Origin of the sequence: Streptomyces regalis (genome assembly GCF_001509475.1) — a bacterium.
GTDB classification, from domain to species: domain Bacteria; phylum Actinomycetota; class Actinomycetes; order Streptomycetales; family Streptomycetaceae; genus Streptomyces; species Streptomyces regalis.
In genome coordinates this window covers 56,849-70,280 of record NZ_LLZG01000165.1, presented here as the reverse complement: position 1 = coordinate 70,280, position 13,432 = coordinate 56,849, and the positions used below count along the sequence as shown (strand labels likewise).

Annotated in this window: 15 protein-coding genes; 11 read left to right on the top strand and 4 right to left on the bottom strand. The window is 64.8% G+C overall.

The annotated features are described in order from the left end of the window. Nucleotides 1-256 precede the first annotated feature (256 nt). The 4 genes from ADL12_RS20675 to ADL12_RS54105 all read left to right on the top strand — a co-directional run bounded on the left by ADL12_RS20675 (nucleotide 257) and on the right by ADL12_RS54105 (nucleotide 4,795). Complete coding sequence (locus ADL12_RS20675; protein ID WP_341846368.1) at nucleotides 257-1,138, top strand: methyltransferase domain-containing protein; 882 nt, start codon at nucleotides 257-259, stop codon at nucleotides 1,136-1,138. 186 nt (nucleotides 1,139-1,324) lie between these two features. Continuing rightward, nucleotides 1,325-1,792, top strand: a complete 468-nt coding sequence (locus tag ADL12_RS20670; RefSeq protein ID WP_341846367.1) for an SH3 domain-containing protein — start codon at nucleotides 1,325-1,327, stop codon at nucleotides 1,790-1,792. 1,077 nt (nucleotides 1,793-2,869) lie between these two features. After that, nucleotides 2,870-3,334: a hypothetical protein gene (locus ADL12_RS20665; RefSeq protein WP_062704148.1), complete on the top strand. Its 465-nt coding sequence runs from the start codon at nucleotides 2,870-2,872 to the stop codon at nucleotides 3,332-3,334. 744 nt (nucleotides 3,335-4,078) lie between these two features. Next, nucleotides 4,079-4,795, top strand: coding sequence for a hypothetical protein (locus tag ADL12_RS54105; RefSeq protein ID WP_159053230.1), 717 nt, complete (start codon nucleotides 4,079-4,081; stop codon nucleotides 4,793-4,795). Nucleotides 4,796-4,889: 94 nt separating this feature from the next. Here the strand turns inward: ADL12_RS54105 and ADL12_RS54100 are convergent, their stop codons facing one another. The 4 genes from ADL12_RS54100 to ADL12_RS20650 all read right to left on the bottom strand — a co-directional run bounded on the left by ADL12_RS54100 (nucleotide 4,890) and on the right by ADL12_RS20650 (nucleotide 8,376). Further along, nucleotides 4,890-5,270 (bottom strand): 6TM ABC transporter family protein, encoded by a 381-nt coding sequence (locus ADL12_RS54100; RefSeq protein ID WP_159053229.1) that lies wholly within the window; start codon nucleotides 5,268-5,270, stop codon nucleotides 4,890-4,892. A gap of 613 nt (nucleotides 5,271-5,883) precedes the next feature. Then, on the bottom strand, nucleotides 5,884-6,096 hold the full coding sequence (locus ADL12_RS20660) for a hypothetical protein (RefSeq protein WP_062704147.1): 213 nt from the start codon (nucleotides 6,094-6,096) through the stop codon (nucleotides 5,884-5,886). A 507-nt stretch (nucleotides 6,097-6,603) separates the two neighbouring features. Beyond that, nucleotides 6,604-7,359 (bottom strand): class I SAM-dependent methyltransferase, encoded by a 756-nt coding sequence (locus tag ADL12_RS20655; protein ID WP_062704146.1) that lies wholly within the window; start codon nucleotides 7,357-7,359, stop codon nucleotides 6,604-6,606. A gap of 225 nt (nucleotides 7,360-7,584) precedes the next feature. After that, nucleotides 7,585-8,376 (bottom strand): GntR family transcriptional regulator, encoded by a 792-nt coding sequence (locus tag ADL12_RS20650; RefSeq protein WP_244187988.1) that lies wholly within the window; start codon nucleotides 8,374-8,376, stop codon nucleotides 7,585-7,587. Nucleotides 8,377-8,634: 258 nt separating this feature from the next. On the opposite strand from ADL12_RS20650, the gene ADL12_RS50685 reads away from it, so the two are divergent. From ADL12_RS50685 to ADL12_RS20625, 7 genes are all read left to right on the top strand, one after another. Continuing rightward, entirely contained in the window at nucleotides 8,635-9,006 is a 372-nt protein-coding gene (locus ADL12_RS50685; protein ID WP_079052171.1) for a hypothetical protein, read from the top strand. A 44-nt stretch (nucleotides 9,007-9,050) separates the two neighbouring features. After that, on the top strand, nucleotides 9,051-9,470 hold the full coding sequence (locus ADL12_RS20645; RefSeq protein WP_159053228.1) for a hypothetical protein: 420 nt from the start codon (nucleotides 9,051-9,053) through the stop codon (nucleotides 9,468-9,470). After that, nucleotides 9,470-10,807 carry an FtsK/SpoIIIE domain-containing protein gene (locus ADL12_RS20640; protein WP_062704143.1) on the top strand — a complete coding sequence of 446 codons (1,338 nt, stop codon included), beginning with the start codon at nucleotides 9,470-9,472 and terminating at the stop codon, nucleotides 10,805-10,807. Before ADL12_RS20645 ends, ADL12_RS20640 begins: the two co-directional genes overlap by 1 nt. After that, nucleotides 10,804-10,995 carry a hypothetical protein gene (locus ADL12_RS20635; protein WP_062704142.1) on the top strand — a complete coding sequence of 64 codons (192 nt, stop codon included), beginning with the start codon at nucleotides 10,804-10,806 and terminating at the stop codon, nucleotides 10,993-10,995. The genes ADL12_RS20640 and ADL12_RS20635 overlap by 4 nt, the downstream gene beginning before the upstream one ends. 65 nt (nucleotides 10,996-11,060) lie before the next feature. Next, complete coding sequence (locus ADL12_RS50680; protein WP_244187987.1) at nucleotides 11,061-11,402, top strand: SH3 domain-containing protein; 342 nt, start codon at nucleotides 11,061-11,063, stop codon at nucleotides 11,400-11,402. Between the two features lie 108 nt (nucleotides 11,403-11,510). Further along, nucleotides 11,511-11,855 (top strand): SH3 domain-containing protein, encoded by a 345-nt coding sequence (locus ADL12_RS50675; protein WP_244187986.1) that lies wholly within the window; start codon nucleotides 11,511-11,513, stop codon nucleotides 11,853-11,855. A gap of 122 nt (nucleotides 11,856-11,977) precedes the next feature. Then, complete coding sequence (locus tag ADL12_RS20625) at nucleotides 11,978-13,426, top strand: replication initiator (protein WP_062704140.1); 1,449 nt, start codon at nucleotides 11,978-11,980, stop codon at nucleotides 13,424-13,426. The last annotated feature ends 6 nt before the right edge of the window (nucleotides 13,427-13,432 follow it).

Here is a 13,432-nt window from a genome sequence, read left to right as displayed (position 1 = left end):
GAACGAGCAAGCGGAACGGCTCGCGCATCGGGTGGCCGACCCTGATTCCCGATGGCTGGCACCCGTGGCCCGTGTTCCTCGGCATGCGTTGGTTCCCCGTTGGTGGGAGATGAGGGACTCGGGCGGGTGGGTCCTGCGGGACGGGCCCAGTGATCCCGAGGCCTGGGAGGAAGCTGCCTACGCGGATCGCTCCCTGATCACCAGGGTCGGCACGCTCCATGCCGACTTGGCGAAACCTGGTGATCAGCCTTCGGGAATGCCCACGTCGTCCGCCACGCTGCCGAGCCTGGTCGTGCGCATGCTCCGCCACGCCAGGCTGGGGGACGGGCTGCCGCTCCTGGACCTGGGCACAGGGGCCGGCGGGCTCACCGCGTATGCATCGCATCGCATCGGGGACGGGTGCGTGACGAGTCTGGACGTGGACTCGTACCTGACGAGTGTGGCGGGGGAACGGCTCGCGTCCATGGGCTACCACCCGAAGTTCGTCACAGCGGATGCCACCAAGCATGTGCCCGGCACGTACGAGCGCATCGTGTGCACGGTGGCGCTTCCGCCTGGTCCTGGACTGCGGGCTGTCCTCGCGGCCCTGGTGCCTGGGGGGCGAATCGCGACAACCCTTGCGCGTACCTCCCTGATTGTCACCGGGTGGAAGCACACGAACGGGGATGTGATTGGGCGGGTAGAGCGGGACATGGCGGGCTTCATGCTCACCCGGTCCGGCGACGATTATCCGCCCGCTCTTGCAGAGCTGTTCTCCGTTGCCCGTGAAGCCGAGGGAGAACAGAGGTGCACCGGCCGCTATCCCGTGGTGGACGTGGCCAACGCATGGGAACTGCGATCCATGCTGGAAGTCACCACACCGGGCGTCGAACTCGGCTATGAGACACACGGCCGAACTCGCACCGCATACCTGGTGCACCCGGACGGTTCATGGGCTCGCGCCTCCGCCGAGTGGACCGACGCGCCGGAAGTGCACCAGGGCGGCCCGCAACGACTGTGGGAAGCACTGGAGCGCATCCGCAACAGGCTCAACGCAGAAGGGGCGTTGCCGCTGCTCGGCGCGCACGTCCGGATCACGCCCGATGGCGTCTGCCACCTGTCACGCGGGCGGTGGCACACATCCATGGGCGCCCTGTAAGGCCCGGCATACAGGAGTCTCTCTACCCTCCGGTGTGCCGGACGGCGGCGTTCCCCGAGCGTTGTCACACCGTCCCGTCCGTGCGCTTCCCCCTGTGGCGCGCGGGCGGGACTTCTGGGTCTCCTGCCATCACATGCCCGACCTCTCCAAACTCATCCGGATAAGTGGTTGACCTGTCCGCGTTACATGCCAGATGCTGGCAACTCATCCGGATGGGTTGCTGGGCTTCGCGCAGTGCGAAACCGGGGCTCTCATGCTGTTTCGAGCGAAGGGAAGTTGATCATGGGGCGTAAGGCTCTGCGGGCGCTGGTTGTGTCGGGTGCGATGGTGGCGGGTGTCGGCCTGGTGGGTGTGTCGGCGGCGTCGGCGGTGGTCCCGTCGGATCCGTCGGGGTCGAGTCGCGGAGGGGTCGTCTCGTCCGTGAACTACGCGACGGTGCGTACGGCGAGTGTGGATGGGCTCCGGGTGCGCCTGGGGCCCGGTGTCGGGTCGGGGATCCTCGGTCAGATATACGCGGGTGAATCGGTGCAGGTCATCACCTCTGCGCGTGACAGTGGAGGGCAGTGGTGGGATCTAGTCGTGTTGCAGTCCGATTCGGCTGGCGGCCTGCCCGGGGGTTACGTCGGGTGGGTCACTGAGGAGTACCTCTATTGATCCGGCACCCTGGGTGGTGAGGTGAGTGGGCGGCCCCCTCTCGGCTTCGGCGGAGAGGGGGCCTCTTCATGTCCTATGCCGCTGGCATGTGTGCGCCGGACGGGTGGGGCGTGTAGAGCACGTGTTGATGCAAGCGTTTTCCAGAGGTTGACGGACGGTAATGGTGCGTGCGCGAGAGGCTCGAAGTAGACTGCGTGTCCTGTTTTAGATTTGCACAAACGTTCGGCATGGCTGGGATGGCCGGTCGTATCTGACCAAGACGGCTGGGGCTGGGGTGAGTTGAGCAGTGGCAGAGGACTCGTCGCCGGAGGGCGGGGGATACGGCGACATTGAGGATGCCTTGTTCGTTGCGGGAGTTGACTACGTGTCACCGTGGCGGGAGGCGAACGAAGTTGCCGAGGAGCTGAACGCGGCCATGGCGGCGTTGGGCGTAGACGTGCGGCTGTTGCGGGCGGCGGCGCATGTGGGTCCGCGCGGTGAGCCGGTGGTGTGGCTGCGCCCGGAGGGTGCGCGGTGGGTTGCCCGGCGGCTGCGCGGGACGGGCGGTGTGGTCAGGTTCCAGCGGCTGGCGGACGAGAAGGAAGGGGAGTTACGGGCATGGGGCGGCGTGATGACTGGCGGACGGCGGCGGGCTCGCGCGTGTGGATCGAGACTGACAGGCGCGGGGAGTTCATCCGGTGTGAAGGGTGCCGAGGTCCGATCCTGATCACGGGTCTAGGTCCTGCACGGTTCGCGGCTCAGCAGCACGCGGACACCTGCCGGAGGTAGCGGTCAGCAGCACCCTGGGCGGCGTTCGCCGGCGCATGGCAGGAGGTCGGACCGGTACCAATCGACGGGGGAAAGGTGCTGGTGACGTGCGTGGTGACCTCACGCGCGCACGGATATGGACCACGACGAAACCCGCATTCGCGCGTGAGGTTGCCACGCTGGGCGGGGTCCAGGGGCGCGCTATAGCGCCCCTGGTACCACCGGCCGGAAGTACGTTGGCCTTGGTGACTTGAGGGGAGCAGCTCGCCGACCGGCCTCGGCCCTCACGAAGCTGCCTTCCGAGCTCAACATGCAAGGAAAGGGGAAACGGTGAAGTGGGGCAAGCCGAAGAAGAGCTTGGAGGACTTGCTCAAGGCCGAACGGGAAAGGGCCGTCGGGCACGAGGAGCGGGAGCGTGTACGGAAGGCCTGGGACGATGCGGCGAGGGAGGTCGCGCGCATGATCCGGCAAACTCCTATCGGAAGTTACGCCCGCCTGCATTGGGACGGCTCCACCCCGCCAGATGTCCCGGAGGAGAAGGGGTACATCGGGTGGGACCTCAGCCTACGGCTGCCTTTTACGCCGGACGCCGCTGGGCGCAAGGGCGTGAAGCGGATCCTCCATGATCTCGAGGATCTGCATGAGCGGCTGGGCGGGAAGGTGAGCGTCGAGGAGACAAGCAGTATCAGGAACTACGACTATCCGGATGAAGTTCAGTTCACCCTGGTGACTGTGACGATCACGTGCACGGTGCAGGACCGCCCGGTGCGAGTGACGGCGCGCTACTCCCGCTGAACGGTCCAACCGGTCCGTCAGTAACCACACGGACAGCCGCGCGTAGGTCGTGGCCACTGCTGACTGCTGTGTGATCGCGCGGAGTTGGCGCTCGTCCTTGGGGGAGTGCGGGCCTCGTCGGTCGTGTGGCTCGCTTCCCCGGTGACTGACAGGGCAGACGATAAAGCCCTCCGCGACGAAATCCGCGGGGGCTTTTCTGCTTGGTCGGGTGCGGTTGGTGGTGTCGGGCGGCTGGCCGTCCGGACGGGACCGGCCGGAGGCCGCACGCCCGGCCGAGGCGGCCGGAGCCGCCCGGCGCGCCGAAGGCGCGCCCTTGAACAAGTAAAGAGAAGTTACGCCGATCGGGCTCGACACGGGTCAGTGGCGGGCGGCGCGCATCGGAGGCTGCCGTCGTCGGCGCCATTACGAAGGCGAGCCGGTAGGTGGCGGCAGGGGTCTTCAGCTCCTCACACGAGTTCAGCGAAGTTGATCGAGATGCGCCAAACGAGTGACCGTGCTGTCCTGGAAGCAGAGCCCGGTACTGCGGCCTCGCTTCCTGAGCAGTCGATCGCATTCGGTCGGTAACGACCTCGGAGGCGTGATGAGGAACAGCAATCTGCGAAGTGTGCCTGGCCCTGCCAGCAAGCGCGAAACGATCAGGTTCTGTCGCGAACTTGAAGATCTGTGCTTGTAGTCGTAGCAAGACTCCAAATGCTGCCAGACCAACGTGGGGCCTCTCATTTTGGCGGAGAAGGTGAACCAGCTGTGAAGCGATCTATCGCAGGATTCACCGCCGTCTCCACCCTGACGGCCGTTGTCCTTATCGGGGGAGCTGGCGAGGCGGGAGCCACCTCTACGACCTTTGTATTGAGCTCGAAATCCGGCTGGGTGAGAGTTCCTCTGTCGCTGGAGCGAGGCCATGAGTATACGCTTAGCACCAGCGGCAGTTGGACGGTGGACCACCGAAACTTTCCCAGGGTTGAGTCAGGCGGCTACAGTGAGGGCACTGACGCCAAAATCTTCCAGGGCTGCAAGATTAACTCGAATCTCCCATATGGCATGCTCCTGGGTAAGTTTGGTGATGACGAGCCATTTGCAGCTGGGCCAGCAGGAACCTTCACCTATCAAGGTAGAGGGTCGCTTTTCGTTCGGATCAACGATGACGAACGCTGCTTCGGGGACAACGCAGGACAGATCACTGTCCGCGTGACTTCCCGCACCCTCCCACTCTCGGGTTCTGACAGGGCTCCGCTGATGACTCGGGACGCCCTCAACAGGGCCTGGGAATGTGGACTTTCCGCTGCTGAGACAAAGCTGCCGAATAATTTCCGGGTGCTCGTGAGAGCTGCGCAGGCCAGCCGCAATGCGTCGCAGGCGGTGGCGGCAGGCAACCTGATGGAAGCCTGGCTGAACATCGGCTTGCCACTGCTTCCGTTCAGCGAATGCATTGACCCGCTATTCCACCCACCCGAAGTCTCCTAAGGGTCGGTACTTCGGCGGTGGTGGCAAGGGGGATGAGGACGCGGCAGGCCCAGCGGGCGGCGGTCTCTGCGGGGCGTGGATCAGACGGCATCCTTTAGCTAGGCGGAGGCGGACAGTTCTCTTTGACTGCTGAGATCCACTTATCCAGTTGTTCCTGGCGATCATTCTTCTGCTTAATTACGAATGCCGTCAAACCACTTCCCGCCAGAGTTTCCAATACTGCCACCACGGCAAATACATAGTTCTTGTCCGGCACGGCGAATGCCATAACGATTAGAAAAATAAGCGCAATTACGGTGGCAATGGACAGTAGAAGGATGAGGGCTTTGTATCGCTTAACTTCGCGCGCTTCGTAGTTACGCTGTTGTTTAAGGAATTTGCAGTTGTCGTTGCGGTACATACTCACTGCGAGCTCAGGATCAGGATCGCCCAGCTCGGGAGTAAATTTGTCCGGCGTAGGGCCAGGCGTGCCCATGGGCGCCTCCAGGTATCGCGAATGTACTTCAATCATTCATGCTCGCGGCTACTCGGCGAGATTTGCTAGCCCACCTGAGTCACGTCCATCATCAGGAGTGTCCAGGCCTTGCAACGGAGTTGAGACGTCGAACACGTCCCTCAACGGCACGGGGGCCTTGTCCATTGAGGGATACCGGTCCCGTCACTTGGTCAGTGGCTACGCTGAAGATCCTCATTGAGTCCCATGACGAAACCTGGACTGGTGCAGGGTGCCAGCGCGTTCCCGAGCGGGGAACGCGCTGGCGGTGGAGACTGGCCTCTTTCGCACCGCCACTTGCGCGGCGACGGGGGCCAGGCGCGCCGACCGGGCTCCGTTGGAGACGTTCTTGCCGTAGCCGCTTGAGTTGTCCCTGCCGTAGCCGTTCGTGGTCGCAGTGATGACTGCGGTTGATGGTGGTGGGGTCGTGGCGGCGGGCGCCTTCGGCTCCTCGTACAGCAGGGGCGGCCCTGGTTGGCACCGGCGGTCACGTGGTGGGTGATCCGGATGAGCTTGTGACGTGATCGAAAATCAACAGCCCCCGACATGACACAGCATGCCGGGGGCTGCAAAGTATTGATGCTTCTCGTAACGATCAGAGTTCCGCCGGAGGGTTGACCGACTTCCCGTCGACCTTGCGCTCCTCCAGCGTGATCAGAACGTGGGTGCCTTCGGGGCTGTCAAGATCCCAGTACACCGAGGCGACGGTGTGTTCCTCGTGGTAGCGGTCGGGGCTCCATCCGATGTGGTCGCCCACGCGGGGAACTGCGGGCAGGGTGCGCTTGCACTCACGGTCGTTGGGAAGCACAAAGACAATGAGATCGTTTCATCTTGAACTCGCAGGTCGGGTCTCTGGCGTGGGTGGAGATTGACTCGCTCGTGCTGGTCTAGGACGTGATCATTAGCAGGTGATCGTCTGTCACGGGCCGGTTCGCGGGTTCTGGGGTGGTCCGCTTGAGGCGTCTCGTAGGTTCCGCAACGGGAGGGAGGCGCATGGTGGACGTGCTGACGTGGACGATCGAGCGGCGGATGCGACTGACTGAGCGGGCCGAGCTGCTGTGCAAGGAGCTGGCGGAGGTTGACGCCGAGCTGGGCCGGCTGGAGGCGGCCGAGGTGGTGTTCGGGCAGTGGGCCGAGGCGACGGACGGGGGACGGCGGCCATCGGGCATCGTGGAGCCGGAGCCGGAGCCGGAGCCGGAGCCGGAGCCGGAGCCGGAGCCGGAGCCGGAGCCGGAGCCGGAGCGCGTCGCGGCTGGGCCGGGTGAGCGTCCTGCGAGCAACCGCGCGGTCCTGCCAGGGACTGAGAGCCCGGTGTCTATACCTTGCTCGCGACCACCATGTAGTTCTCGGCCTCAAGATCGAACGTGCTCACTTCCGTCCGGAGTCCGACCCGGTGCAGCTCGACTTCGAGTTCCTCGTACCGGTAGGGCCAGCAGGACAGCAGTTCCGAGCGGACAAGAACCAGCCCAGTCGCATCAACTTGGGCGATCGCAATCTCGATGTGGTGCTCATCCTCCCAATGCGGCGCAATCTCCCAGCGGTAGACCACGACGGCATCGCGACCGTTTCGTCGGACGAGTCGGTCCCTGATGTCCAGCCGGGAACCTCTGGCCCTCACGAGTTCCCAAGTGCGGGATGTGAGCACCAAGCGCCCGCCAGGGCGCAGAAGCCGTGACATCGACTCCAGAGCAGCACCCCTGCCTGTCGCGCCCGCGGCATGGTGAAGCGAGTTGCCAACGCAGAACACCATGTCGAACGTGTCGTCCTCGAAATGATCGGGCAACTCTTCCCAGTTCGCCCGCACGGCCCGGACGGAGGCCCCGAACTCCTCAGACAGCTCTGTAGTCCGGCGAACCATCGCTTCGCTGGGGTCAGTTGCGACAACCTGCATGCCACGACCGGCGAGGCCAACCGCCAACTGTCCTGTTCCGCACGAACAGTCGAGGACGTGAGCGTTCGACGGCAGGAGACTGAGGACGTCATCGAACGACGCAGCGAACTCGGCGGGAGGCAACTTTGCATCCGAGATGAGCCATTCGTACACCTCGGCAAGCACGTCATATTCCGTCACAACCAGTACCTCCGTCACACAGCAGACTCACGGCGGGACGTCAGTCCATCGGAGGAGCAAGCCGGGCACCAATGGTTTTCGCAAGGACAACCCGTCCGCCCATGCCGCGGATAGCGCGAGCTGATTCAAGATGAAACGATCTCAATGGGAATCATTCATCCATCCTTTCTCTGATGTGGGCGGTGGCCGGGTTCCTTCTGAGGGGTTTGGTTACCCCGGTGAGGGTCACTTCCGGCCGGTGGGGCGCTTGGCGGCTGCCTTGGTCGGTGTCACGGGGAAAGTGAGCTGACAGGTGGCGGCGGGTGCCTTGAGCTCCTCACACAGAAGGGGGCGGTCCTGGTCGGCGTCGGCGGTCACGCGGTAGCTGATCAGGAGGGGGCTGGCGTCGTTGAGGCCGAGGGCGGCGCGCTCGTCCGGGTAGGGGGTGCGGGCGGTGACGTGCTCGGTGAACGACAGGCTGAGTCCGGCCTCGGCAAGCTGCCGGTAAAGGTCGGCTACCTCGGCGTCGGGCTGCTCGGCGAGAGTGGGCACGTCGGCGGCGGTTGCAAGCGGGATCAGCACACGGTGAGCCATCCGGGCGCCGGTCGCCGGGTCGTACAGCATGCGGTCGACGTTGATCGCGTCCTGGTCCTGCTGGTCCAACAGAGCTGCCGGCGGGCCGTCCAGCGTGCTCCTGCTGACGGCGGGCGCCCCAGTCTCCTTCGTCTCCGGCAGACGCCAACTCCCCTTCGTCGTCCGCTGGATGGACCGTTCAACGCGGGTGGCGGGGAGGACGCCGCCGATAGGAAGCACGATGCTGCCCTTGCCCTGCTTGGACTCGACCAGTCCCATGCGGCGCAGCTCGGCCACGGCAGAACGCGCGGTGTGCTTGCCGACCCCGTACATCTCGACCATCTGAGTCTCGGACGGCAGCACCTCACCGGCCTGGTAACGGCCGTTGCGGATGTCGTCGGCCATGCGCTGGGCAAGCTGCATGTACATGGAGGGGGCGCGTTCGATGGGCTCTCGCTCTGCCACGGCTGCTGTCTTTCTGGGTAGTTGAACGGGGCTCGACGTTTGCGGGGTGAGTCGTCGTGCCGCGTTGCTTGTCGGTGGGGCGTGGTGTAGGGCGCGCGTTGCACTCATGAGGATAAGTGGTTGGCTGCCTGGCGTATAGATCGAAACCACTCATCCGGATAAGTGGTTGACGTGATTCCGGTGTCGGGTGATGATGATCGCTCCAACTCATCCGGATGAGTGGCCGGGTGTGTGTGTTGTGGGATGAGGTGAACCCCCTTGGAAGACAAGCCGATTGATGTCGGACGGCTGGGCGTGATCCGCTGCCTGATCGCTCCGGAACCGCGTACGACGCTCGAAGGTGATCAGCGCAGGGACCGTGAGGGAAACCCGCTGTGGATCACGGGCCTGGTCGTACGCCAGCAGGAACGGCGGAGGCTGGAAGAGATCCACGTAACGACCAGTGGTCAGCCGCAGGGCCTCACGGAGGGCGGAGAGGTCAAGGTCACGAACCTGTGGGCTCGTGACTGGGCGCTGGAGGGCCGGACCGGTACAACTTACCGGGCTGACTCGATCACGCCCGTAACAGGCTCCGGTGGCGGCTCCGCTCCGGCGGCTGGGCCGCGAGGGAAGTCGGCTGGTGATTCCTGATGCCGCGCTATTTCTGGAACATCAGCGGCCCCAAGGGCGACGGCATGGCCTGCGTGGTGTGCGGCGCGAACTTCCTTGACGCACGGATCACGTCCGTGTCGGTGGGCCTCAATCCTGCTGACGAGTCACAGGTGTTCGCCTGCAAGGAACCGTGCGCCCTGGCGCTTGCCGAGGATGCCGAACGGATGGCCCAAGAGATGCGGGCGGCCGCCGGTTTGGATGACGCGGACGTGCCTGGTACGGACGACGATCCAGTGTTCTGCGTAGACGGTCACTTCGGCTCGCTCCTGCGGGATCTGCGGACGCTCGCGGGTACCGAGGCGCTGCTGACCACGTCCGACGACATCACCACCATCCGGTTCCTCCTCTCCCTGACAGCCCGTCACGCGGAGACGGCCATGATGCGCGCCCGGCTCGTGCTGGCGCGCACCAAGGCGCCGGACACCGAGGACGGTGACAACTGATGCCCGCCTCCCTGGTGGTGTGGATCCTGACCGCGCTCCTGATCGTGGGCGTGCTCACTCAGAAGTGGTGGGAACCGCGTCTGGAAGCGCGGGGAGTCCCGGTGCGGCGGTGGCCATGGCGCTGGTGGCTGGTGGGCTACCCCGGAACCGCATTGCGGATCGTGACGACCTGGCGGCGGCTGGCCTACCTCAACGGCCTGTCCGTGAGCATGTCGCCGAACCGTCGGGTGATCGGCCGTGACCTCGTGGTGCAGGGGCAGGCACTCAAGCCGAAGCCTCCCCGCCTGTCCTGGCCGGTGCCCACGGCAACGGGGCTGACGCTGAGGGTGCTGCTGCATCCGGGGCAGACTCCGGCGCCGTTCTACGCGGCGGCCCGTGCCATGGAACACACCTGGCGCGTGCACAGCGTGCGGGTCACCTCGCCTCGTCGGGGACAGGTCGTCATCGAGGTCACGGCCAGGGATCCGCTGGCCGATGACGCCCCTTCGGTGCGTGCGCCGGCTCACGTGCTCATGTCGGCTGACGTGGGCGTTTTCGAGGACGGCGGCCCGTGGCAGATCGACCTGCGGCGCACTCCGCACTGGCTGATCACGGGGGCCACACAGTCCGGGAAGTCCTCGCTTCTGGCGGCTCTGGTCCTCGCGCTGGCGCCTCAGCGGGTCGCCCTGGTCGGCATCGACTGCAAGGGCGGCATGGAGCTTGGCCTGTTCGGCGGGCGGCTCTCCGCGCTGGCGACCGACCGCACACAGGCGCTCGGCGTGCTGTCCGGGGTGGTCGATGAGATCCAGGCGCGGATGCGGTGGTGCCGCTCCTGGGGCAAGCGGTCCATCTGGGAGCTGCGCGAGGAGCAGCGGCCGGTGCCCCTGGTCGTGATCGTCGACGAACTGGCAGAGCTGTACCTGACGGACGGCTCCCGCGAATCGCGGGATGAGGCGGAGCAGTGCGGAACCCTGCTGCTGCGCATCGCCCAGCTCGGCGCGGCGCTCGGCGTCCACCTCGTCCTCGCCGGGCAACGGGTCGGCTCCGACCTTGGCCCCCGCGTGACCGCGCTGCGTGCCCAGCTCGGCGGACGCGTCGCCCACCGCGCCCATGACGCGGCGTCGGCCGAGATGACCTTGGGCGACCTCGACCCTGACGCCGTGGTCACCGCGCAGAACATCACCGAGGACGAGCAAGGCGTGGCGGTCGTCGCCATGGGCGGCCGGTGGATGCGCGCCCGCTCCCGCCTGGTCAACACCGACGACGCGGCCGAGATCGGCCGGAGTGATCCGCCGCAGGACCCGTTCCTGACCCAACCCGACCCCGTGACATTCGAGAAAGAGGGAGCAGTGGCATGACACAGACACATATCTGGGTCATCGACTCATTCCTGTTCCTGTACGTCGTCCTGACCGCGCGGTCACGGGAAATCCGGGCGTATCAGGCAACGTTGATCGCGCTGTTCGGATTCCTCCTGGCTGGTACGCCTTTCTCCTATCCGGTGTGGGCAATCGTGCAAGCCATCGGAAGCCTCTTTTTCGGCTGACCCCGGAAAAGGATCCAAGGAGCGGCGCAAGGCCGCATCGAAACTCTCACAAAGGAGAAAATGCAATGCAGATCCGTCAGACCCTCGTCCGCATTTCCGCTGCTGCCGCGACCACGGCTGTGATCGTTGGCGGAGCCGTGCTCACCGCTCCGGCCGCTTCGGCTGCATCGCTGCCCAAGTCGTGCACCTGGGAATGGGCTTGGCCGCAGAAGATGGAAATTACCAGCGATGTAAACCTGCGTAGCGGCCCCGGAAAGAAATACACCTCTCTCGGAATTCTGTACAAGGGCGCTCGATTTACTGAGTACTGCGACAAGAATCATTCCTGGAGTTATGGCAAGGTTACGAGCGGGCCGAACAACGGAAAATGGGGCTGGGTCAAGACCGATTACGTTGGCTGGAACTAAAAGGGGCAGCCCGCGCGGTCCTATTCACCTCCTTTTCGGCTGGCGCCGGAAAAGGAAGCAGTGAGGTGGCAAGAGGTTGCCTCAAAACTCTCTCAGAGGAGAAAACAAATGAAGCTCCGCCAGAACGTCGCCCGTTCACTCGCAGTAACCGCCCTCGGATTGAGCGTCCTCGGGGCCGGTATCACCACCGCCCCGGCCGCTTCGGCTGCCCCCCTGCCGAAGGGTTGCATTCCGACTTCCCATATCCCGAGCAAAACGACGGAAGCCGTGAACCTCCGCACCGGCCCCGGAAAGAAGTACAAGTCACTCGGGATCCTGTCCAAGGGAACCCGATTCAACGACTCTTGCATGACAAAGGATTTCGTCTGGTTCTACGGAAAGGTCGGAAGTGGCCCCAATAAGGGCAAGAAGGGCTGGGTCAACGGCCACTATTTGAAGGAAACGGGTTGGTAGCCCACACCGCCCCACTTTCCTTCTGGCTGATCAAAGCCAAGTCGCATTCATAGCTGAAACAAGCCAGAGCAGGCGTAGACCAATTGACCGCCGCGACTATCCCTCGCGAAAGGGGGCCTCCCGTGCATCCGATATCGGATGAGGCGCGGCGCTCAGTGCTCGATGAGGCTGAGCGTCTGCGCCTTCTTTCTCCCACCGAACGCGATCTTATCCGGCTCGTCCATGAGCCCGGATTCTCGCGCTGGCTCGAACAGATCAAATCTATAGGCGGGTGTGCCCACCCGATCTACCTCGCTGGACACACCACCACCCGTGACGCGGTCACCGGCGAGATGCTGCGTCGCTACTCCACCAGCGACGAACCCGGCGGCCGTATGCCGGTGCGCTGCCGCAACCGGCGAGAGACGCGCTGCGAACCGTGCTCCTACCTCCACGCGGGCGACACGTTCCAACTGGTCCGCTCCGGCCTCCTGGGCGGCAAGGGCGTCACAGACGGCGTGCAGCGCCACCCCCGGCTCTTCGTCACCCTCACCGCCCCCTCGTTCGGCGCCGTGCACCGTGCGAGCGGTCCTGACCGGTCCCTGTGCCGCCCTCGACGAGACGGCGGTACCTGCGAACACGGGCGGCCTCTCGGCTGCGGCCACCAGCACGCCGACACCGATTCCTTGGTGGGTCAGCCGCTCTGCCCGGACTGCTACGACTACGCCGGACACGTCCTGTGGCACGCTTCCGCCGGCTCACTGTGGAACCGCTATTGCCACATGCTCAGGCGGCATCTGGCGACTGCCGTAGGAATCACACAAACCCGCTTGCGCGAACACCTGACGGTGTCCTTCGCGAAAGTCGCCGAATACCAAAGGCGGGGGGCTGTTCACTTCCACGCGGTGATCCGGCTCGACGGTCCCGACGGCCCGTCATCGCCCCCGCCACTGTGGGCCACGACAGAACTCCTTGAAGGCGCCGTGAGGTCGGCTGCTGAACAAGTAGAGGTACATACGCCATATTCCCCGGCCACAGGTGAACGGGTCATCAAGTGTGGAAAACAGATCGACGTTCACCCCATCCGCAGCGATGCATTCACCGAATCCTCGGCGGTGACCGATAATGCCGTTGCGGCCTACGTCGCTAAATACGTCTCCAAGAGCGTCGGCGACGCGGGCGGAATCGACTACCGCATACAAGACTTCGACAGCATCCGCCTGGCTCCGGTAAGCCCCCACCTGCGCGCCCTCATGGCTGCCTGCTGGCGCCTGGGCGGCCTGGTGGAGCTGGAGGCGCTCAACCTGCGGGCCTGGGCTCACACGCTCGGCTACCGGGGCCATGTCCTCACCAAATCCCGCCAGTACTCCACCACTTACGGAGCACTCCGCGCCGTGCGGGCGGACTATCAAGGCGGCGGCCTGCTGGCCCTGGAAGACCGAGAAACCGTCACTGACTCTGCATGGCGATATGTGGGCTCCGGACACTCCCCGGCGGAAGCAGACTTCGCGTACGGCATCGCCGAAGACCTAGCCAGCCTCCGCGATATCAGAAGAGACATGATCGCCGAGGGGTGGAAGTATGCCGCGTGATTATCG

Excerpts from the sequence above, each read along its gene's own strand:
- ADL12_RS20675 (WP_341846368.1), top strand. The coding sequence starts at position 257 with ATGCCCACGTCGTCCGCCACGCTGCCGAGCCTGGTCGTGCGCATGCTC.
- ADL12_RS20670 (WP_341846367.1), top strand. The coding sequence starts at position 1,325 with ATGCCAGATGCTGGCAACTCATCCGGATGGGTTGCTGGGCTTCGCGCA.
- ADL12_RS54100 (WP_159053229.1), bottom strand. The coding sequence starts at position 5,270 with ATGGGCACGCCTGGCCCTACGCCGGACAAATTTACTCCCGAGCTGGGC.
- ADL12_RS20645 (WP_159053228.1), top strand. The coding sequence starts at position 9,051 with ATGGCCTGCGTGGTGTGCGGCGCGAACTTCCTTGACGCACGGATCACG.
- ADL12_RS20640 (WP_062704143.1), top strand. The coding sequence starts at position 9,470 with ATGCCCGCCTCCCTGGTGGTGTGGATCCTGACCGCGCTCCTGATCGTG.
- ADL12_RS20635 (WP_062704142.1), top strand. The coding sequence starts at position 10,804 with ATGACACAGACACATATCTGGGTCATCGACTCATTCCTGTTCCTGTAC.
- ADL12_RS50680 (WP_244187987.1), top strand. The coding sequence starts at position 11,061 with ATGCAGATCCGTCAGACCCTCGTCCGCATTTCCGCTGCTGCCGCGACC.
- ADL12_RS50675 (WP_244187986.1), top strand. The coding sequence starts at position 11,511 with ATGAAGCTCCGCCAGAACGTCGCCCGTTCACTCGCAGTAACCGCCCTC.